The sequence below is a fragment of the Acinetobacter sp. 1424608 genome (assembly GCF_000588255.1).
GTDB lineage: Bacteria > Pseudomonadota > Gammaproteobacteria > Pseudomonadales > Moraxellaceae > Acinetobacter > Acinetobacter nosocomialis.
The window spans coordinates 105,190-125,203 of record NZ_JFXL01000008.1 but is presented as its reverse complement, the minus strand read 5'-3'; the positions used below and the strand labels follow the sequence as shown (position 1 = coordinate 125,203).

The 20,014-nt window shown below is 38.9% G+C and carries 20 protein-coding genes and 1 pseudogene; 9 read left to right on the top strand and 12 right to left on the bottom strand.

From position 1 onward, the window contains the following. Positions 1–70: 70 nt before the first annotated feature. The 5 genes and pseudogenes from J678_RS23160 to sdhC form a co-directional block, all read right to left on the bottom strand. Positions 71–199: pseudogene (locus J678_RS23160) on the bottom strand (hypothetical protein). A 283-nt stretch (positions 200–482) separates the two neighbouring features. Continuing rightward, the gene (locus J678_RS13950) at positions 483–1,193 is read right to left on the bottom strand and encodes a succinate dehydrogenase iron-sulfur subunit (protein ID WP_002051353.1); all 711 of its coding nucleotides are present in this window, start codon (positions 1,191–1,193) and stop codon (positions 483–485) included. Between the two features lie 14 nt (positions 1,194–1,207). Continuing rightward, positions 1,208–3,043: a succinate dehydrogenase flavoprotein subunit gene (sdhA, locus tag J678_RS13945; RefSeq protein ID WP_002051114.1), complete on the bottom strand. Its 1,836-nt coding sequence runs from the start codon at positions 3,041–3,043 to the stop codon at positions 1,208–1,210. Between the two features lie 12 nt (positions 3,044–3,055). After that, positions 3,056–3,421 carry a succinate dehydrogenase, hydrophobic membrane anchor protein gene (gene sdhD, locus J678_RS13940; RefSeq protein WP_000833672.1) on the bottom strand — a complete coding sequence of 122 codons (366 nt, stop codon included), beginning with the start codon at positions 3,419–3,421 and terminating at the stop codon, positions 3,056–3,058. Then, positions 3,421–3,822: a succinate dehydrogenase, cytochrome b556 subunit gene (gene sdhC, locus J678_RS13935; protein WP_006580405.1), complete on the bottom strand. Its 402-nt coding sequence runs from the start codon at positions 3,820–3,822 to the stop codon at positions 3,421–3,423. The genes sdhD and sdhC overlap by 1 nt, the downstream gene beginning before the upstream one ends. A gap of 953 nt (positions 3,823–4,775) precedes the next feature. On the opposite strand from sdhC, the gene gltA reads away from it, so the two are divergent. Then, positions 4,776–6,050 (top strand): citrate synthase, encoded by a 1,275-nt coding sequence (gene gltA / locus J678_RS13930; RefSeq protein ID WP_001287579.1) that lies wholly within the window; start codon positions 4,776–4,778, stop codon positions 6,048–6,050. 70 nt (positions 6,051–6,120) lie between these two features. On the opposite strand, the gene J678_RS13925 is transcribed toward gltA, so the two are convergent. Beyond that, positions 6,121–6,606: a DUF1289 domain-containing protein gene (locus tag J678_RS13925; RefSeq protein ID WP_017393833.1), complete on the bottom strand. Its 486-nt coding sequence runs from the start codon at positions 6,604–6,606 to the stop codon at positions 6,121–6,123. A 111-nt stretch (positions 6,607–6,717) separates the two neighbouring features. On the opposite strand from J678_RS13925, the gene J678_RS13920 reads away from it, so the two are divergent. Further along, positions 6,718–7,650, top strand: a complete 933-nt coding sequence (locus J678_RS13920; RefSeq protein ID WP_002051550.1) for a rhodanese-related sulfurtransferase — start codon at positions 6,718–6,720, stop codon at positions 7,648–7,650. Between the two features lie 122 nt (positions 7,651–7,772). On the opposite strand, the gene J678_RS13915 is transcribed toward J678_RS13920, so the two are convergent. Then, positions 7,773–8,297: a YecA family protein gene (locus tag J678_RS13915; protein WP_001274941.1), complete on the bottom strand. Its 525-nt coding sequence runs from the start codon at positions 8,295–8,297 to the stop codon at positions 7,773–7,775. 73 nt (positions 8,298–8,370) lie between these two features. After that, positions 8,371–8,577, bottom strand: coding sequence for a PA3496 family putative envelope integrity protein (locus J678_RS13910; protein ID WP_000099358.1), 207 nt, complete (start codon positions 8,575–8,577; stop codon positions 8,371–8,373). Positions 8,578–8,935: 358 nt separating this feature from the next. On the opposite strand from J678_RS13910, the gene rpoD reads away from it, so the two are divergent. From rpoD to J678_RS13880, 6 genes are all read left to right on the top strand, one after another. After that, entirely contained in the window at positions 8,936–10,822 is a 1,887-nt protein-coding gene (rpoD, locus tag J678_RS13905) for an RNA polymerase sigma factor RpoD (RefSeq protein ID WP_004712253.1), read from the top strand. 97 nt (positions 10,823–10,919) lie between these two features. Continuing rightward, complete coding sequence (locus tag J678_RS13900) at positions 10,920–11,207, top strand: YbeD family protein (RefSeq protein WP_002051390.1); 288 nt, start codon at positions 10,920–10,922, stop codon at positions 11,205–11,207. Between the two features lie 182 nt (positions 11,208–11,389). After that, complete coding sequence (lipB, locus tag J678_RS13895; RefSeq protein ID WP_004712250.1) at positions 11,390–12,043, top strand: lipoyl(octanoyl) transferase LipB; 654 nt, start codon at positions 11,390–11,392, stop codon at positions 12,041–12,043. Between the two features lie 80 nt (positions 12,044–12,123). Then, positions 12,124–12,657: a hypothetical protein gene (locus J678_RS13890; RefSeq protein ID WP_002051257.1), complete on the top strand. Its 534-nt coding sequence runs from the start codon at positions 12,124–12,126 to the stop codon at positions 12,655–12,657. Between the two features lies 1 nt (position 12,658). Continuing rightward, positions 12,659–13,843, top strand: coding sequence for an iron-containing alcohol dehydrogenase (locus J678_RS13885; protein ID WP_004705881.1), 1,185 nt, complete (start codon positions 12,659–12,661; stop codon positions 13,841–13,843). 265 nt (positions 13,844–14,108) lie between these two features. Beyond that, positions 14,109–15,494: an APC family permease gene (locus J678_RS13880; protein ID WP_016803846.1), complete on the top strand. Its 1,386-nt coding sequence runs from the start codon at positions 14,109–14,111 to the stop codon at positions 15,492–15,494. Between the two features lie 37 nt (positions 15,495–15,531). Here J678_RS13880 and J678_RS13875 read toward each other — a convergent pair whose 3' ends face one another. Next, entirely contained in the window at positions 15,532–16,092 is a 561-nt protein-coding gene (locus tag J678_RS13875) for a flavodoxin family protein (RefSeq protein WP_002051305.1), read from the bottom strand. Between the two features lie 115 nt (positions 16,093–16,207). On the opposite strand from J678_RS13875, the gene J678_RS13870 reads away from it, so the two are divergent. After that, positions 16,208–16,588 (top strand): winged helix-turn-helix transcriptional regulator, encoded by a 381-nt coding sequence (locus tag J678_RS13870; protein ID WP_016803845.1) that lies wholly within the window; start codon positions 16,208–16,210, stop codon positions 16,586–16,588. A gap of 59 nt (positions 16,589–16,647) precedes the next feature. Here J678_RS13870 and J678_RS13865 read toward each other — a convergent pair whose 3' ends face one another. From J678_RS13865 to serS, 3 genes are all read right to left on the bottom strand, one after another. Then, on the bottom strand, positions 16,648–17,121 hold the full coding sequence (locus J678_RS13865) for a tRNA (cytidine(34)-2'-O)-methyltransferase (protein WP_002051239.1): 474 nt from the start codon (positions 17,119–17,121) through the stop codon (positions 16,648–16,650). A gap of 76 nt (positions 17,122–17,197) precedes the next feature. After that, positions 17,198–18,571, bottom strand: coding sequence for a siroheme synthase CysG (gene cysG / locus J678_RS13860; RefSeq protein ID WP_017393834.1), 1,374 nt, complete (start codon positions 18,569–18,571; stop codon positions 17,198–17,200). Between the two features lie 67 nt (positions 18,572–18,638). Then, the gene (serS, locus tag J678_RS13855; RefSeq protein ID WP_017393835.1) at positions 18,639–19,910 is read right to left on the bottom strand and encodes a serine--tRNA ligase; all 1,272 of its coding nucleotides are present in this window, start codon (positions 19,908–19,910) and stop codon (positions 18,639–18,641) included. Positions 19,911–20,014: the final 104 nt, after the last annotated feature.

Sequence of the window (20,014 nt, the reverse complement as noted above, 5' to 3'; positions counted from 1 at the left end):
CACTACTTACCCAACAGGTCTTCAAGACCATGGAGCGTCATACTACCTAGAGAGAAAACTCCATAGGTAATTAATGAATCACAACGCCCTCAATGGCATCATCACTCACCTTATACTCGATTAAAACCGAGCAATTTTTTGCAAATCTTTTTAGAAAAATTAACTATACAATTAACTTTTCTAAAATGACTTTGACCATAAAAATTAAGCACTGATCTAAGATCGTGCCACTTAATTTAATTTCACTAGTATACGCTTTTTTTACCTACAACTTTGTGGCAAATCGTATCATGTTCTTAACGAACGATTGATTTTTTTGACACATACCATCTATAAATTGGCGAAATACATATCCAATTTTATCTATTAATATATGGTGCTTTATATAAAAACCCCTCTTTTAACGACTAAAGTATAAGACGTCTATTATAAAATTAAAAAAAAACGCACATCAAGGATGTGCGTTCTCTATTTGTGCAGAATTAACCCGCTTGATCTAACAACATATTACGGATGTGACCGATAGCTTTTGTTGGATTCAAACCTTTAGGACATACTGACACACAGTTCATGATACCTTTACAGCGGAACAAACTGAATGGATCGTCAAGACGAGCCAAACGATCTGCTGTCGCAGTATCACGAGAATCGATAATAAAACGGTATGCATTCAACAATGCTGAAGGACCCAAGAATTTATCAGGGTTCCACCAGAATGATGGGCATGAAGTTGAACAACATGCACAAAGAATACACTCATACAAACCATTTAAGTGTTCACGCTCTTCCGGAGACTGTAAACGCTCTTTAGGTGGAGCTGGCTGGTTATTGATCAAGAATGGCTGAATTTTGTCATATTGATCATAGAATTGGTTCATATCAACAACCAAATCTTTAACAACCGGCAAACCTGGCAATGGACGAATTACGATTTTCTCTGGTAGGTCATTAAGGTTTTGCAAGCAAGCTAAACCATTTTTACCATTGATGTTCACACCATCAGAACCACAAATACCTTCACGGCAAGAGCGACGGAATGTTAACGTTTCGTCTTGAACTTTCAAAGCAAGCAATGCATCAAGCAACATACGGTGCTTATCAGTCAATTCAAGTTTGAAAGTTTGCATGTACGGCGCTTTATCCTTATCAGGATCATAGCGGTAGATTTCGAATGTACGAGTACCTCTACTCATCTTTATACTCCCGATTAGAATGTACGTGGTGCTGGTGGAATTGGATCAACAGTTAACGGCTTGAAGCGCACTGGCTTATATTCCAAACGGTTATCTGATGAATACCATAAAGTATGTTTCATCCACTCATCATCACGACGACCGTATGAATAAGTTGGGTGATCAGCTGGTAATTCATAGTCAACTACCGTATGCGCACCACGACATTCTTTACGCGCAGCAGCTGAAATTAATGTAGCTTTTGCAACCTCATATAAGTTTTCAACTTCAAGCGCTTCAACACGTGCAGTGTTAAATACTTTAGATTTATCTTTCAAGTGAATGTTACGCACACGCGGTTCAAGAGCAAGAATCTCTTTAACACCTTTATCAAGCAATGCTTGAGTACGGAACACACCAGCGTGGTCTTGAACGATATCACGAATTGCATCAGCAACTTCTTGTGCATTTTCACCAGAAGTTGATTCATCCAACTTACGTACGCGATTTAAAGTTTGCTCTAATACGTTTGTTGGAAGCGGTGCATATTCATCACCATGATGCTTAGTTACGTAGTCGATAATGTGCTCACCAGCAGCTTTACCAAATACAACCAAGTCAAGAAGTGAGTTAGTACCTAAACGGTTTGCACCATGTACTGATACGCAAGAACATTCACCAATTGCATAGAAACCTTTTACAGGTTTAGTGTAGTTGTCTGTACCAGGTTCTGGTAAGCACACTTGACCATGCATATTCGTAGGAATACCACCCATTTGATAATGGATTGTTGGCACTACTGGAATTGGTTCTTTAGTAATGTCTACGTTTGCGAATTTTTTACCGATCTCAAATACAGATGGTAAACGCTTCATGATTGTGTCAGCACCTAAGTGAGTCATATCAAGTAAGATATAATCACCTTTTGGACCACAACCACGACCTTCTTTAATTTCCTGGTCCATAGAGCGTGATACGAAGTCACGTGGAGCCAAGTCTTTTAAAGTCGGTGCATAACGTTCCATGAACGGTTCGCCGTCTTTGTTACGAAGGATCGCACCTTCACCACGACAACCTTCAGTTAACAATACACCTGCGCCCGCAACACCCGTAGGGTGAAATTGCCAGAATTCCATATCTTGTAATGGAATGCCAGCACGAGCAGCCATACCAAGACCGTCACCAGTGTTGATATAAGCATTTGTTGATGCACGGTAAACACGACCAGCACCACCAGTTGCAAACAATGTTGCTTTTGCTTGGAATACGGCAATATTACCAGTTTCTTGGTCAATTGCAGTCACACCAAGCACATCACCTGCTTCGTTACGGATCAAATCAAGAGCGATCCATTCAACGAAGAATTGAGTACCCATTTTCACGTTGCTTTGATAAAGCGTGTGCAATAATGCGTGACCAGTACGGTCAGCAGCAGCACAAGCACGTGGAACTGGTTTATCACCATAGTTCGCAGAGTGACCACCGAACGGACGTTGGTAAATTGTACCATCAGCGTTACGGTCAAACGGCATACCCATATGTTCAAGTTCATACACAACTTTTGGTGCTTCACGACACATAAATTCAATTGCGTCTTGGTCACCTAACCAGTCAGAACCTTTTACCGTATCGTAAAAGTGGAAATGCCAGTTATCTTCTTGCATGTTACCTAACGACGCACCGATACCGCCCTGAGCAGCAACTGTATGTGAACGTGTTGGGAAAACTTTAGTAAGTACAGCAACTTTCAAACCTGCTTGAGCAAGTTGGTAAGATGCACGCATACCAGAACCACCACCACCAACGATAACAGCATCGAAAGTGAGGTTTTGAATATTTGAATAATCTTCTTTAGGGTTTATCGCGCCCATGATATCTTCCTATCAATTCGCCCAGAAAATCTGGATACCCCAGATTGCGTACACAAACACTGCAATAATGACAGCCGTAGTCAGTACAAGGCGTAAACCTTTCGCTGAAGGACCCATTTGACGAGTAGTGACATAGTCAGTGAAAACTTGCCACATACCAATCCATGCGTGTGCGATAAGCGACAAAATTGCCAATAAAGAGAAAATCTTCATTGGTAATGTCATCATGAAGCCAGCCCATTGTTGATAGTCAAATCCGCCTTTGCAGAGAATCCAACCAAAAAGAACAACAGTATAAGCTGCCAATACCACAGCACTTACACGCTGGATAAACCAATCACGAGAACCTGAACCTGTTAAACCTGTAGCACTTTTCATTAGAACATAATCCATACAAAGGCTGCGATAATGGCTACCACAGATAAGATCAATGAAATTGTCGCTGCAATACGACCGCTTTGCAGTTCTTCAGCAAAACCTAGATCTGCAAGCAAATGCTTAACCCCAGCAATAAAGTGGAAAATTAAGCCGGCTACAAATACCCAAACGATAAAACGTACAAGGATATTTCCGAAAACGACATTTTTAACGTAGTCAAATCCTTCTGGTGAAGATAATGATTTATCTAGAATCCATAAGAGAACTGGTACTAATAAGAAAACGATGACACCTGATAAACGGTGTAAAATTGATGCAATAGCCACGGGTGAGCGTAAATTTACCGCTAACACCTGACCCATGGACAAATTGACAGGTCTGTTGCTTTTCACAGCGGGCATCCTGTAGGTAGAAACTCCGACCGGAGTTTGTTGAATTAATTCCAAGGAAAGCTGGCATTGTTAGGCAAGCACAGCTCATGCCTAACCTATAAACGACACTGAATTATAAAACGCGAAATATCAAAATACAAACAATCCACTTTGCCTTTTCCGCAAAAACTCATTAAATAAGAATCATTCACATAGCCAAACAGTAGTCTTCCCTATCCAAAATTTAAGAGTAAACAAAACATGTGCTTGTTTAACAACATCTTTTATAAAAAATATCTTTTCTACTGCTTTATCTAAAATAAGTGAGTTTTAGACTAAAGATAAAGTTAATAATTCATCAAGCCTAATCAAAATCATAAACCAAATTTACCGTTACATACTAATTTTAATCATTTTTATTTTAAAAATATCCAATATCATCATTTACCTTAAATGTAATAAAGAGCTACTTGACTCTTAACAGTGAGTAGTATTTTTACAAAAAAAGAGTTTTAAATTTTTAAGGATGTTCAACAAGCTATTTTTTAAACAATTAAACTTAAAAAAAGTACAACTTTTAGAATTATCAAATAGTGATAATTAGGCAATTTTTGAATCGCAATTTAAAATTACAGACTGAGTTTTATGATTTTTTTAAGCGGATTGGCATTTTATAACCATGTCTAATTCTTAATTCTAATTTAAAAATTTGCTTACAATTGTACTCACGCTTCATTTTTTTTCTGCACGTTCTTCTTGAATTGACTTATGATACCATCCCGATGCAGTGATTTTACTGACTTTTTTGCTCGGGTCTTGATGACTAACTCTCTGTGGGAACGTCATTTTTTATCCATAAGTATAATTGACAAAATTTCAGTACTCACTAATCTTATAGCAAATTTTGACACCGTCTGATTCGCACATGAGAAAATTAGGATTTCGAGTCAGATAATCATTCACCAGGACAGGAGATCTATTGAATGTCTGAAGCAACTGGCAAAAAAGCCGTATTACATCTTGATGGCAAAGAAATTGAATTACCAATTTACAGTGGCACATTAGGTCCCGATGTAATCGACGTTAAAGATGTATTGGCCTCAGGTCACTTTACTTTTGATCCTGGTTTTATGGCGACAGCTTCATGCGAGTCTAAAATCACATTTATCGATGGTGACAAAGGTATTTTATTACACCGCGGTTACCCGATTGACCAGTTAGCGACTCAAGCAGACTACCTTGAAACTTGTTATTTATTATTAAATGGTGAGTTACCAACTGCTGAACAAAAAGTTGAGTTCGATGCGAAAGTTCGTGCTCACACTATGGTTCATGATCAAGTTAGCCGTTTTTTCAATGGTTTCCGTCGTGACGCACACCCTATGGCAATCATGGTTGGTGTAGTTGGCGCATTATCTGCGTTCTATCACAACAACCTTGACATTGAAGACATCAACCACCGCGAAATTACTGCGATTCGTTTGATTGCTAAAATTCCAACGCTTGCTGCTTGGAGCTACAAATATACTGTAGGTCAGCCATTCATCTATCCACGTAACGACTTAAATTACGCGGAAAACTTCTTACACATGATGTTTGCAACTCCTGCAGACCGTGACTACAAAGTAAACCCTGTTCTTGCGCGTGCAATGGATCGTATTTTCACGCTTCATGCTGACCACGAACAAAACGCTTCTACGTCTACAGTTCGTCTTGCCGGTTCTACTGGTGCGAATCCATATGCGTGTATCTCTGCTGGTATCTCTGCTCTTTGGGGACCTGCACACGGTGGCGCGAACGAAGCAGTTCTTAAAATGCTTGATGAAATCGGTAGCGTTGAAAATGTTGCTGAGTTCATGGAAAAAGTTAAACGCAAAGAAGTTAAACTTATGGGCTTCGGTCACCGCGTTTACAAAAACTTCGACCCACGTGCTAAAGTGATGAAGCAAACTTGTGACGAAGTTCTTGAAGCATTAGGTATCAACGATCCTCAATTAGCGCTTGCTATGGAACTTGAACGTATTGCATTGAATGACCCGTACTTTGTTGAACGTAAACTTTACCCTAACGTAGACTTCTACTCTGGTATCATCCTTAAAGCGATTGGTATCCCAACAGAAATGTTTACTGTTATCTTCGCTCTTGCACGTACAGTTGGCTGGATCAGCCACTGGTTAGAAATGCACAGCGGTCCTTACAAAATTGGTCGTCCACGTCAGCTTTACACTGGTGAAGTGCAACGTGACATCAAGCGTTAATATTCGAAAGAACATTAATGTAAAAAAGCTGCCTAATGGCAGCTTTTTTTATAAATAAGTTTTTTAAAAGTTATTCTTCTTCAAACATATTTAACAAGTGATGACTAATACCATCAGCTCTTAACCAAGCCAACTCATAACTTGCTTTTGCCAGAGCTAAAACACGTCTTTCAAATTCAGTCCATATGTCTTTAACTTGTGCTTCTGAAATACCCAAACCACTTTCAGGTGCAAGATGCTTATTTTTTTCACATATTTTTAAGGCATGATAGAGTTTACGTCCTTTACTCGCCCCTTCCATTAACCGAACACGCTTACTTAATATAAACCCTTCCACATGCTGGATATTTGCCTGTGGCAACATAGGCACCAAAATTTGGTCTAATTGATCATCTAAGCGCTTCCAGACAGCTAAACGCTGCTCTACTGTATAAGTATTCCATTGAATTACTTCATGGTTAAAACGGCGACAACCACGACATACTTGATCACCAAAAACTGTTGAACAACGCCCTGCACATGGGGTGAGAGAGAGCGTTCGATGATCATTACTCAAAACAAACTCCTTAAATAAACCATATACTTTTTATGGTTTTCTCGCTTATTACAAATTTTCGCGCTAAAATACGCGCCTTAAATTTCTATCTTAATACATTTGGAGTATTCCATGAACGCTACTGTAGAACAGCTTGCACCTGTAGAACAGCAAGCGACCGCGGGTTGGGTTGTTGCAGCACTATATCAATTTAAAGAAGTTCAAGATCCGGCCGATCTTCAACAACGTCTTTTAGACTTAGTGAAAACAATTAACCTTTGCGGAACTCTGATTGTAGCAGGTGAAGGAATTAATGGTACGGTTGCAGGAGACCGTGAGGCAATTGATACAATTCATCAATTTTTATTAAATGAAGGCTTCAATGCTATGGAATATAAAGAATCCCATAGCTCTGACAAACCTTTCCGTAAAATGAAAATTAAGCTTAAAAAAGAAATTGTGACTTTAGGCGTAGAAGTAAAACCTCGTGATTTAGTTGGTCACTATCTTGATCCTAAAGAATGGAATGAGCTTATTGCACGCGATGATGTCATCTTAATCGACACACGTAATGACTATGAATACAAAGCCGGTACTTTCAAAGGTGCAATTGACCCTAAAACAGAAACATTCCGCGAATTTCCTGAGTACGTTAAAAAAGAATTAGAACAGCATAAAGACAAAAAAATTGCGATGTTCTGTACTGGTGGTATTCGTTGTGAAAAATCAACTTCTTTACTTCTTCAAGAAGGATTTAAAGAGGTTTATCACCTAAAAGGCGGTATTCTCAAATATTTAGAAGAAACACCAGCTGATGAAAGTCTTTGGGAAGGTGAATGTTTCGTATTTGACGGACGTACTGCGGTAACTCATGGTGTCGAAGAAGGCGCAAACATTAAATGTCATGCTTGTGGCTGGCCTTTAACTCCTGAAGAATCAGCGCTACCAAGCTATGAACATGGTGTTTCTTGCGTATATTGCATCGATAAAACGACAGAGAAACAAAAAGCTGGTTTCCGTATGCGCCAGTCACAAATTGCTGCTGCTAAGCGTAAACGCCTATAAAATTAAAAAGTAACTACAAAAGGCATTTAGTTTTCTAAATGCCTTTTTTTGTTTCTTCTAAATAAGTGCTAATAATAAAAAACGCCCTAGAAAGGACGTTATTTATTATTTCTTCTAATAAATTAATTTGGAGTATGGTACATCAAATATAATTCATTCAAATTATCTGGAATTTCTTCTGCCAGTTCATCCATTAACTGTCCATTGCGACGGAAAGACTCCATTTGTGGATCTTCTTCATCAATTCCACTAAAAACCATGATCGGTAAAGTCAAATCAACCAATTGTTCTTCATACTCAGGAGCAAACCATGCCTCTTCATTTAAGAACATTGCATCAACAAACCCTACACTCCAATCGCCTAGGCTTGATTCAACATCAGCTTCTTCAACTTCAAATGGAAATTCAATCCCATTTTCATTTGCTAAATCTTGACGAATCGACTCTAGCCAAACCTTGATTTGCTGAATAATTTCTGCCGGAACCTTTTTCTGGTTACCTTCGAATAATTCATCTAACCAGCGGTCAAACTGAGGGCCTACTGCAATTGCACACAAAAAACCATGAGTTGCAGCAAAGTCTAGACCATACTCATTGTGGTCTCCATCTAGATATTCACTTAACTGGTCTAAATCTAATGCACTCATTGTGTTACCTGACTTTAAAAAGAAATTGACGATAGCATAGCACTTAAGCCGACGATGCCCTATTTAGTTTTGATTAGTCTTCATCATCAAGATCATCATCGTCTAAATCATAATCGAAATCTTTTAACTCACGCTCTAAACGGCGCTGTGCCAATAGATCATCAATTAATCTACGTTTTTCCAACGATTCTTTTGCACTGATTTTGCCTGATGACTCATCAAAACCGACATCATCATCATCGCCGTAGTTATCATCTAGTTCAAAATCTGTAGAAGACACTAAAACTACCTCATAATGAAAAAATGTGAATGGGTCTAGCCGCTATTTATCTGTCTTACTTTTCCTTGTCAAGTTTTATTTATATTTTTTTCATTTAATTGCTCATTTGTACTTTTTTTCGCCCAAAAAATTGTGTATTTATAAAACAGCACAGTCTTTTGATAATCGAAGATTTCTACAAATTTTTCTATGATTTAAACTTGAAAAAAATGATTTTAGCCCAATATTCAAAAAATAGTCGTGAATTCAAAGATATTTTTTATTTAACGGTCACCGATCAAAGCCGAAACATTTCAAGCAAATTGTGCTATCATGCACGGTTTTTCACTGCCACAGATTCAACAAAGAGTAAGCAAAGATGAGCGATATGCATTCCCCTACTTCTCAAGTAGCGGCTCTGATTAGCCGAGGCAAAGAACAAGGTTACTTAACTTACGCTGAGGTTAACGATCATCTGCCGGACTCGATTACTGAAAGCGAACAGATTGAAGACATCATCCAGATGCTTCAAGACGTTGGTATTCCTGTACACGAGCGTGCACCTGAATCTGACGATACCATGTTCGGCGAATCAGCTGACGCAACTGATGAAGTTGCTGAAGAAGAAGCTGCTGCCGTACTTGCATCTGTTGAAAATGAGCCTGGACGTACGACAGACCCTGTACGTATGTACATGCGTGAAATGGGTACAGTAGAACTATTAACCCGTGAAGGTGAAATCAGCATTGCCAAACGTATTGAAGAAGGGATTCGTGATGTCCTAAACTCAATCGCTTACTGGCCAAATGCTGTTGAAGTTGTATTAAAAGAATATAATGATTTTTTAACTGGCGAACGCCGTCTTGCCGATATTTTATCTGGCTACCTCGATCCTGAAACTGATGAAGATATTCCTGAAGTTTTAGAAGAAGTTGAAGAGCTTGAGGAAGAAGACGAATCATCTACAAAGTCAACGAAAGAAGTTAAGCTTGATGATGACGATGAAGAAGAAGAGTCTGAAGGTGATGACGACTCTGAAGGTGATTCAGGCCCAGACCCTGAAGTTGCAAAAGTTCGTTTTGCTGAGTTAGAAGCTGCATGGGCTCAAACTAAAGCTGTGATTGAAAAACATGGCCGTAATAGCCCTGAAGCAAATGAAGCTCTTGAGTCTTTAGCAACTGTATTCATGATGTTTAAATTTACTCCACGTTTATTTGACATCATTTCAGAAATGATTCGCGGAACTCACGAGCAAATCCGTGCCAACGAACGTGAAATTATGCGTTATGCAGTGCGTCGTGGCCGTATGGATCGTACTCAATTCCGTACATCTTTCCCTAAACAAGAATCTAATCCAGCTTGGTTAGATGAACAAATTGCTAAAGCTCCTGCAGAAATCAAAGCTCATTTAGAAAAAGTTCGTCCAGATGTCTTAGCATTCCAGCAAAAGATTGCAGATATTGAGAAAGAACTTAATTTAAGCGTTGCTGAAATTAAAGATATTTCTAAACGTATGGCGATTGGTGAAGCCAAAGCACGTCGTGCGAAAAAAGAAATGGTAGAAGCTAACCTTCGTTTGGTAATTTCGATTGCGAAAAAATACACCAACCGTGGTTTACAGTTCCTTGACTTGATTCAAGAAGGGAACATTGGTTTGATGAAAGCCGTAGATAAGTTTGAATACCGTCGTGGTTATAAATTCTCGACTTATGCAACTTGGTGGATTCGTCAGGCAATTACCCGTTCTATTGCAGACCAAGCACGTACAATTCGTATTCCTGTACATATGATTGAAACGATTAACAAGATTAACCGTGTCTCTCGTCAATTGTTACAGGAAATGGGCCGTGAACCTACTCCAGAAGAGTTAGGTGAACGTTTAGAAATGGATGAGGTCAAAGTTCGTAAGGTTCTTAAAATTGCTAAAGAACCAATTTCAATGGAAACTCCAATCGGTGATGATGAAGATTCGCATCTTGGGGACTTTATTGAAGACCAGAACATCACTTCTCCAATTGATGCTGCGACTTCAGAAGGCTTAAAAGAAGCGACTCGTGAAGTTCTAGAAAACTTAACTGAACGTGAAGCTAAAGTATTAAAAATGCGTTTTGGTATCGATATGCCAACCGATCATACTTTAGAAGAAGTTGGTAAACAGTTTGATGTAACACGTGAACGTATTCGTCAAATCGAGGCGAAAGCATTACGTAAATTACGTCACCCTTCTCGTTCTGAACACTTGCGTTCTTTCTTAGAGAATGACTAAGTTTTGAAATCTTGAAATTTCGACACTAGCCCCCATTTAATAGAAAGAGCTATAAACGCCTGCGATGATGCAGGCGTTTCACATGATGAGGTTACTTATGTTAGACCGCACTCCATCTCGCGAACTCCGTGAAGACCTTTGGGTATTTCCAATGGACTATCCAATTAAACTCATTGGCGATGCGGGTGAAGAATTACGTATAGCTGTAGTTGATATTCTAGTAAAACATTTCCCTGACTTTGACCAATCAACGTTAAAAGTACAAGAATCTCGTACAGGCAAATACCATTCATTAACCGCACAATTACGCTTTGATGAATTGGAACAAGTTCATGCTTTGTATGCAGACTTGGCTGCTTGTCCGCAAATAAGAACTGCACTTTAATTTTAAGATGCCATGACAACTTTAATGTCATGGCATTTTTATTTATAACAACCTTATTATAAATAATCACAAATATTTAGAACCGTTTAAGCAAAATACTTTAAACTCATCAAGAGCATACTCTCATGACTTAAGGTTGTGAGCTGCCCTTCTGTTTAGTACGTCGCACAGGAAAATGTTTAATGAGCCTTGATAAACCCACTTTGATTATTCGTCAGTGGAACGATTTACAAGATTATCAAAGCAAATTCGAATTGATGAAGAACCTGACCAATCAACGTGATGAAAACACAGCAGACGAGCTGTGGTTGCTCCAGCATCACGAAGTCCTTACTCAAGGACAGGCTGGAAAACCAGAGCATATTCTAATTCCATCGAATATTCCTGTCGTTCAAACTGACCGTGGTGGACAAGTGACATGGCATGGACCAGGCCAACTGGTAGCTTACTTTATGTTTGACCTTAATCGACTAAAGTGGAATGTACGTACATTGGTTAGTTTTGCTGAACAATTTATGATTGATGTTTTAAAGAAATATAATATTGAAGCATATGCAAAACCTGATGCTCCAGGCGTATATGTAAATGATAGAAAAATTGGTTCCTTAGGTTTCAAAATTCGCCGTGGACGTAGTTATCACGGTTTAGCCCTAAACTTGGACTGTGCTCTAACTGGTTTTCAAACTATTAACCCTTGTGGTTATGCAGGGTTAGAAATGGTCCGCATAAAAGATTTAGTGACTCCATATCCATCATTTGAGCAACTTTGTCAGGACTTTATTGAGTATATTAAGGCCTCTGGGTTCTTTAATGACCCTGAAGTCAAAATTGAATAAATGATTTTGAGATGGAATAAAAATAGATTAGAGTAATTACTCTAAATTTGCTTTTGCATAATTTTAAGAAGGGATAGCAAGTGATTTCGACAAAAGCTGTAAAGCCCACTCTGCAACTTGCCTACGTTAAGCTCATGATGGATGTTGTTGGTCGTGGCTTAGTCATGGCGAGTCAAGTAGATAGTGAAATACAAGAGGAAGTGTCCAAATTTCCTGTTCACTTTGTACTTTCAATGAATGTCTTCCCAAATGGACCAGCATTTTTTGCCCGAGTGACAGAGAACAAACAATTAGAGCTGCTAAAAAGAGCGGAAAAAAAACCTGATTTAACCATTACATTTAAGCATGTAACTCATGCATTTTTGGTTTTCTCATTTCAGGAAAGCACTGCTCAAGCATTTGCAAACGATCGAATGATTGCCGATGGTGATGTATCCGCAGCAATTCGTCTAGTACGCTGCCTAAACAAAATGGAATCTCTCATTTTACCGAAATTGGTAGCTTCACTCGCAGTTAAAGAATACCCAACCGAACTCACCCTAAAAGAAAAATTCAACGAAGCTGCAAATATTTATTTAAAAGTAGCTAAGTCTTACTTCAAGCGGAGCGCATAACATGGCTAAACCATATTACGAATTCTTTTGTCCTGTAAAAGTCATTGCCGGTAATGCTGCTTTAGAACATATTCCGTTTGAACTCGCGACTTTGGGTGCAAAGCGTCCTCTTATCATTACCGATAAAGGCGTTCGCGCGAATGGCTTACTCAACCCTATTGAAGCTGCTTTTAGTACGACTGATGCTGTGATTGGTCATGTTTTTGATGATGTTCCACCAGACTCAAGTCTTGAAGTCGTTCGCCTTGCAGCAGAAGCTTATCGCACAAATAAGTGTGACGCGATTATTGCTGTTGGCGGTGGCTCTGTTATTGATACCTCTAAAGCAACCAATATTTTAGTCTCTGAAGGTGGAAATGACCTTCTTCAATATTCTGGTGCTCATAACTTACCAAAACCATTAAAGCCATTTTTTGTGATTCCGACCACTTCAGGTACAGGTTCAGAAGTAACTATGGTTGCTGTGGTTTCTGACACACAAAAGAATGTGAAATTGGCATTTGCTTCATATTATTTAATGCCACATGCTGCAATCTTAGATCCACGCATGACATTGACTTTGCCACCTCACTTGACGGCAATGACTGGTATGGATGCGTTAACACACTGTGTGGAAGCATACACCTGCATGGCAGCTAATCCACTCAGTGATGCTTATGCAAGTGCGGGTATTAAAAAGATTAGTGAAAATTTATTTAACGTTTTAGAAAATCCAAATGACTCACAAGGCCGTTTAGAACTCGCACAAGCTTCCACAATGGCAGGTATTGCATTTTCTAACTCGATGGTAGGCCTTGTACACTCATTAGGGCATGCATTAGGTGCAGTTGCTCACCTGCCCCACGGTTTATGTATGAACCTATTCTTACCATATGTGCTTGAATACAACAAACAAGTCAATGGTCAGAAAATTGGTGAGTTACTATTACCTCTAGCTGGTGCAGATATCTATGCACAAACTCCAGCAACCCAACGTGCAGATAGAGCAATTACAACTATTTTAGCGATGCGTGATCGCTTATTTAGTTTAACTAAATTACCACGTACTTTGCGCGAAACTGGTAAGGTTACTGAAGCACAACTTGATGAGGTTGCAGAAAAAGCACTAAATGATGGCTCTATTATTTACAACCCTAAAGAAGCAAGCTTAAAAGATATCCGGGAGATCTTACAAAAAGCTTGGTAATTTAAGTTTTAGCTAGCTCAAGTAAAAACTTAAAGGTCTGATTTTTATGATAAATCAGACCTTTTTTATATCTATGAATTTTTATTCATCATTTTATTTGGAAATATGGCAAAAAATTTGCTAAAAATTCCACGAAAGTACTGACAATTTGCATCAATTTAGGATAGATTGGCGCACTTTATCTTTTATGTAGGGGGGATCGTTCGTCTCAAACGATCCTTAACACCAAGCTGATCCTTGATCAACGATTATGAGGATAACGCCGTTGACAAACTTATCTGGGACTAAACCAACAGCTAAACTTCAAAAGAATCTTGTGCTATGGCACATCATTATTATTGGTTTAGCTTATATTCAGCCATTAACTTTATTTGATACTTTTGGTTTAGTATCAGAACGAAGTGGTGGTCATGTACCTACTTCTTATATTTTTGCCTTAGTTGCAATTTTATTGACATCGATCAGTTATGGACACATGATCAAACGCTATCCTTCTTCAGGATCGGCATATACCTACGCCCAAAAGTCAATTCACCCTAATGTTGGTTTTATGGTGGGTTGGTCATCTTGGCTAGACTATTTACTTTCACCACTCGTCAATATCATTTTGGCCGATATTTATTTAAGAGCATTGTTTCCGGAAGTAAATAATTGGTTATGGGTTATTGGCTTAACTGCATTAATGACTGTGATTAACTTATTCGGCGCACGTTTCGTTGCTCGTTTTAACAGTACAATTGTCGTTATTCAACTTGGTGTTATCTTTTACTTTGTTTATCAAGTATATACCTTGCTTACTCAAGGGGTATATGCTGATGGCACGCTGAATCCAGATAAATCAGAACTATGGTCACTCACTCCTTTTTGGAATGATATGACTTCTATTAGTGCTTTGATTGGTGGTGCAACAGTACTGTGTTTTTCTTTTACAGGTTTTGATGCTTTATCTTCACTTGCCGAAGAAACAAAGGATGCTGAAAGAACGCTTCCAAAAGCGATTTTCTCAACAGCATTGCTTGCAGGTATTATTTTTATCGTAAGCACTTACTTTATCCAGTTATATTTTCCAAGTAACCCAAATACTTATTTTAAGCCATTAGATGAATCACAACCTGTGATGGTTGCAGCAATTGGCAGTATTGCCTTTAAAACGTTAGTTTTATATTTTGCTGTAGTTGCAGTTATGGCATCGGGTATTTCAGCACATGCTGGTGTATCTCGCTTAATGTATGTAATGGGTCGTGATGGGGTTATCAATAAAAAGTTATTTGGTCATATTAGCCCAAGACTACATACACCAACTTACAACATTCTTATCGTTGGTGTAGTTGCATTGTCTGCTGGCTTTTTAGACCTTGAACATATTGTTAACTTAATTAGTTTCGGGGCCTTAACTGCTTTTAGTTTTGTGAATTTCTCAGTAATTTCGCGTTATGCGCTTAGAGATGGTAAAAACAAATCTATTAAAGATATTATTAATTACATTATCGTACCAACGCTTGGCTTTGCCAGCGTGTTCCTAATGTGGTTGGAGATCGACAAGCTTGCTTTACAAATCGGCTTGGCTTGGGCAGTGGTTGGTGTAGGTTATCTTGCTTACAAAACCAAAGGCTTTAAATACAATGCTCCTCAACACAACGAGCATGAATAATAAAAAAGGCGCTTAAAGCGCCTTTTTTATGGACTTATTATCCAAATATTTTATTTACAATACCTTGTACGCGTTTTGCATAAAGTTTTGCTGTTTCCAAATCCCCTGTTGGAATCTCATCTACACTTGCGTCTGATGGCGACTGAACAAGTAAACCTACTGAACCACCTAGGTTATTAACATCTTCACGTTTTGCATTTTTAGTATTTGCTGGTAACAGACCCAAGCTCACCCAAATACCACCGTGTTGTGATGCTAAAGTTTGTAATTGGATAAGCGTAACTTGCTTATCACCATTTAGACTTGCACTGTTGGTAAAGCCTGCAAATACTTTATCTTCCCAACCACGTGTAAACCAAACTTTTGAAGTTGCATCAGCAAATTTTTTAAACTGCCATGGAGCTGTACCCATGTAAGTCGGAGCACCGAAAACAATACCTTTTGCATTGTTTAATGTTTCCCAATCTTGCTCAGTAATATTACCTTCCTGATCAATCTGGATAAGTTGAGCATTAATTTCATTAGCAAAAGTTTCAGCAACTACTTTCGTGTGGCCATAACCAGAGAAATATACAACCGCAATATTAGAATTAGACATGGGAGAAACCTGTGTTTTATTAAATTCTGTTTTATGATATATTTTAGAAACTAGGTGTCAATTAGTTACCACTTGGTAACTAGTATATTTTTTTAGAAATAAGTAGGTAAATGGTATGAATGAATGTCTAAAATACAATATTTTTCAACAACATTGCCCTGCTCGTTTATTTTTTGAAAAAATTGCAGATAAGTGGGTTTTACTCATCTTAAATATTCTTGAGGAAGAAACTCAGCATTTCAATTTACTCAAAAAGAATATTCAGGGCATTTCTCCTAAAGTCTTGTCACAAAAATTAAAAATGCTAGAAAGAGATGGTTTTATCGAACGTAAAATTCAAGACACTTCACCCATTCGTGTAGACTACTCACTTACACCATTGGGTCAGAATGTCGCATCAATGGCATTCCAATTAAAAGAATGGGCTGAAACAAACATTGAGCAAGTTTTAGCAGCACAAATCATGTATGACGAAAAAATACTAGAACAAGCTTAAATTAAAATTAGATCAAAAAAATAAGGCCACCTAGGGCCTCATTTTTTGTATTTAGGAAACTAACCTAAATTTTTAAAACCTTGCTGACGCCATGCTTCGTAAACAATCACTGCAGTTGCATTAGACAAATTCAAACTTCTAGAGTTTTCAGCCATGGGTAACCGAATCCACTGCTCTTGAGGGAACATCAAGCGAACATGCTCAGGCAAGCCGCGTGTTTCTGGCCCCATCAGTAAAGCCACAGGTCGATTCAAATCAACTGTATGCGGAGTTGCAGAACCCTTCGTCGTTAGAGGAAAGACATGCTCAACACCTTTTGACTTTAAGTCTGCGAGGCATGCTTCAATATTGTCCCAAATCTGCATTCTTGCCCATTCATGATAATCAAGCCCCGCACGTTTAAGCTTTTTATCATCAAGCTCAAAACCTAAAGGCTTAACCAAATGCAATTGAGCCCCTGTATTCGCGCATAGTCGAATAATATTCCCTGTGTTTGCAGGGATTTCAGGCTCGTATAGGACAACATGAATCACTTAATTACTCACTTAAATTACTTGTTGGTTAGCTTAGGCAATAGTTACATCTCTTTTGTAGATAGTAATTGGCCTACTAATTCCACTGTAACTGTTCGCGCAAACGTACGACCTCACCAATAATTGTGAGAGTCGGCGCATGAATTTGATGTTCTGTCACTTTAGATGCAATATCAGCAAGTGACCCCACCACAACCTTTTGTTCAGGGGTTGTACCCTTTGAAATTAATGCGACTGGCATATCTGGACGCTGTCCGTGTGCAATCAGTTGCTCACAAATACGTTCCAAGCCCACCAAGCCCATATAAAGAACTAAAGTCTGGTTCTCATATACCAGCTCATTCCACGGAAGCTCAGGAGAACCTTCTTTTAAATGACCAGTTAGAAAACGTACACTCTGAGCATAGTCACGATGAGTGAGCGGAATACCAGCATAAGCTGAACAGCCTGACGCTGCCGTAATGCCTGGAACCACCTGAAATGGTACACCAGCTTGGAACAATTCTTGGATCTCTTCGCCACCACGCCCAAAAATAAACGGATCACCGCCTTTTAAACGACAAACACGCTTTCCTTGTTGAGCATATTCAACGAGTAAAGCATTGATCCCGTCTTGAGGAACAGAATGATTTGAGCGAGCTTTACCAACATATATTTTTGTCGAGTCTCGACGGCATAATTCTAAAATGGGTTGAGATACCAAACGATCATAAATAACTACGTCAGCTTGTTGCATTAAACGCAAAGCTTTTAAGGTAAGCAGTTCAGGATCACCAGGACCTGCGCCCACTAAATAAACTTCACCTTTAGGTGCTTTCCACTCCAGCAATGCTTGTTCAAGCATGCTATCTGCAATATCTAAATTATCGTTAAAAACCTGCTCTTTTAAGGGACTTGCATACAAGTTTTCCCAAAAAATACGGCGTTCATCAGGATTAGAAATTTTTTCTTTAACCTGATTTCGCCATTTTCCAGAAAATTCCGCTAACTTCCCCATTCCATGCGGAATGGATGTCTCTAACTGTGTACGGATTTGACGAGATAAAACTGGAGACGTCCCATTTGAAGCAACCGAAATCACTAAAGGTGAACGGTCAATAATCGCAGGAACCATAAAGCGGCAATTTGGAATATCATCAACACTATTTACAAGTAAATTACGTACTTCACATTGTTCAAAGACTGTTTTATTGACTTGTGGATCATTGGTCGCAGCAATGACTAAACGATAGGGTGTACTTAAAAACTTCTCAGAGAAAACTTCAGCAAAATGCTGACCGCTTATTGCTGTTACTAATTGCAGAAGCTGCTCTTCAATTTCAGGAGCAACAATATCTATTATTGCTCCTGCCTTAGCTAATAAAGTCGCCTTGCGTAAAGCAATATGCCCTCCGCCCACAATCAGACAACGTTGCTGCTGCAACTTCAAAGAGATTGGAAAAATATCCACCTTAAACCTCTACATCAATCATCTGATTATGTTTAAGCAAAAAACGTGCACAATTTAGATGCAAAGTTTAGTCAATAAAAGTTGCACCACCCATATATGGGCGTAATACTTCTGGAATCTCGATTGAGCCGTCTTCACGTTGGTAATTTTCCATTACTGCAAGCAAAGTACGTCCTACTGCAAGACCTGAACCATTTAGCGTATGCACTAATTCAGTCTTCTTCTGATCCATACGGAAGCGTGCTTTCATACGACGCGCTTGGAAATCACCCATATTAGAGCAGCTTGAAATCTCACGATATGTATTTTGGCTTGGAACCCATACTTCTAAATCGTAAGTTTTCATCGCACCAAAGCCCATATCACCACCACAGAGCAAAATTTTGCGGTATGGCAAACCAAGTGCCTGCAAAATGCCCTCAGCATGTGCGGTAAGTTCTTCAAGGGCCTGCATAGACGTTTCTGGTTTAACGATTTGCACCATTTCAACTTTATCAAATTGGTGCTGACGGATTAAACCACGTGTATCACGGCCATAAGAACCAGCTTCACTACGGAAACATGGTGTATGCGCTGCATATTTTAGTGGTAAACGGTCTGCATCAATGATTTCGTCGCGAACAAAGTTTGTGACAGGAACTTCAGCTGTAGGAATAAGGTAGTATTCTTTTTCGCCTTGAAGTTTAAATAAATCTTCTTCAAATTTTGGTAATTGTCCTGTCCCACGAAGTGAGTCAGCATTAACCAAATAAGGCACGTATGCTTCAGTATAGCCATTCTTTAAAGTATGGGTATCAAGCATAAACTGAGTTAAAGCACGTTGTAGACGCGCTAAAGGCCCCTTCAACACACTGAAACGTGAACCAGTAAGTTTGGTCGCAGTTTCAAACTCTAAGCCGCCCATCCACTCGCCTAAATCAGTATGATCTTTGATTTCAAAATCGAACTGACGAGGTGTACCCCATTTTGAGATTTCAACGTTATCACTCTCATCCTTACCAACTGGAACAGATTCATCCGGTAAGTTAGGGATGCTAAGCGCTTTTTGTTCAATCTCGTTTTGTAGTTCTGATAAAGCAACTTCAGCTGCTTTAATCTCATCACCAATCGCCTGCATGCGTGCCATGATTTCAGAAGCATCGCCACCGGATTTTTTAATCTGACCCACTTGTTTAGCACCGGCATTTCGCTCTGCCTGTAACTTTTCAGTTTTTGATTGCAAGTCTTTACGGCGAGTCTCTAAAGACGCCCATTCTTGAACGTCTAACTGAACACCACGTTTTGCCAAAGCTGCATTAACGACTTCAATATTATTTCTGAGTAACTTAGGGTCGATCATAATTAATCATAATATGGGTAAAAACTGGCTATAGTGTAAGCCCTTAGCACTAAAAAATATAGTGATCATCTTCATATCGAATAGCTTTCACACAATTCTAAGAA

Coding starts and splice junctions, on each gene's coding strand:
- gltA (WP_001287579.1), top strand. CDS start 4,776: ATGTCTGAAGCAACTGGCAAAAAAGCCGTATTACATCTTGATGGCAAA.
- J678_RS13920 (WP_002051550.1), top strand. CDS start 6,718: ATGAACGCTACTGTAGAACAGCTTGCACCTGTAGAACAGCAAGCGACC.
- J678_RS13885 (WP_004705881.1), top strand. CDS start 12,659: ATGGCTAAACCATATTACGAATTCTTTTGTCCTGTAAAAGTCATTGCC.
- serS (WP_017393835.1), bottom strand. CDS start 19,910: ATGATCGACCCTAAGTTACTCAGAAATAATATTGAAGTCGTTAATGCA.
- sdhD (WP_000833672.1), bottom strand. CDS start 3,421: ATGAAAAGTGCTACAGGTTTAACAGGTTCAGGTTCTCGTGATTGGTTT.
- J678_RS13950 (WP_002051353.1), bottom strand. CDS start 1,193: ATGAGTAGAGGTACTCGTACATTCGAAATCTACCGCTATGATCCTGAT.
- J678_RS13875 (WP_002051305.1), bottom strand. CDS start 16,092: ATGTCTAATTCTAATATTGCGGTTGTATATTTCTCTGGTTATGGCCAC.
- rpoD (WP_004712253.1), top strand. CDS start 8,936: ATGAGCGATATGCATTCCCCTACTTCTCAAGTAGCGGCTCTGATTAGC.
- sdhC (WP_006580405.1), bottom strand. CDS start 3,822: ATGCCCGCTGTGAAAAGCAACAGACCTGTCAATTTGTCCATGGGTCAG.
- J678_RS13870 (WP_016803845.1), top strand. CDS start 16,208: ATGAATGAATGTCTAAAATACAATATTTTTCAACAACATTGCCCTGCT.
- sdhA (WP_002051114.1), bottom strand. CDS start 3,043: ATGGGCGCGATAAACCCTAAAGAAGATTATTCAAATATTCAAAACCTC.
- J678_RS13900 (WP_002051390.1), top strand. CDS start 10,920: ATGTTAGACCGCACTCCATCTCGCGAACTCCGTGAAGACCTTTGGGTA.
- lipB (WP_004712250.1), top strand. CDS start 11,390: ATGAGCCTTGATAAACCCACTTTGATTATTCGTCAGTGGAACGATTTA.
- J678_RS13915 (WP_001274941.1), bottom strand. CDS start 8,297: ATGAGTGCATTAGATTTAGACCAGTTAAGTGAATATCTAGATGGAGAC.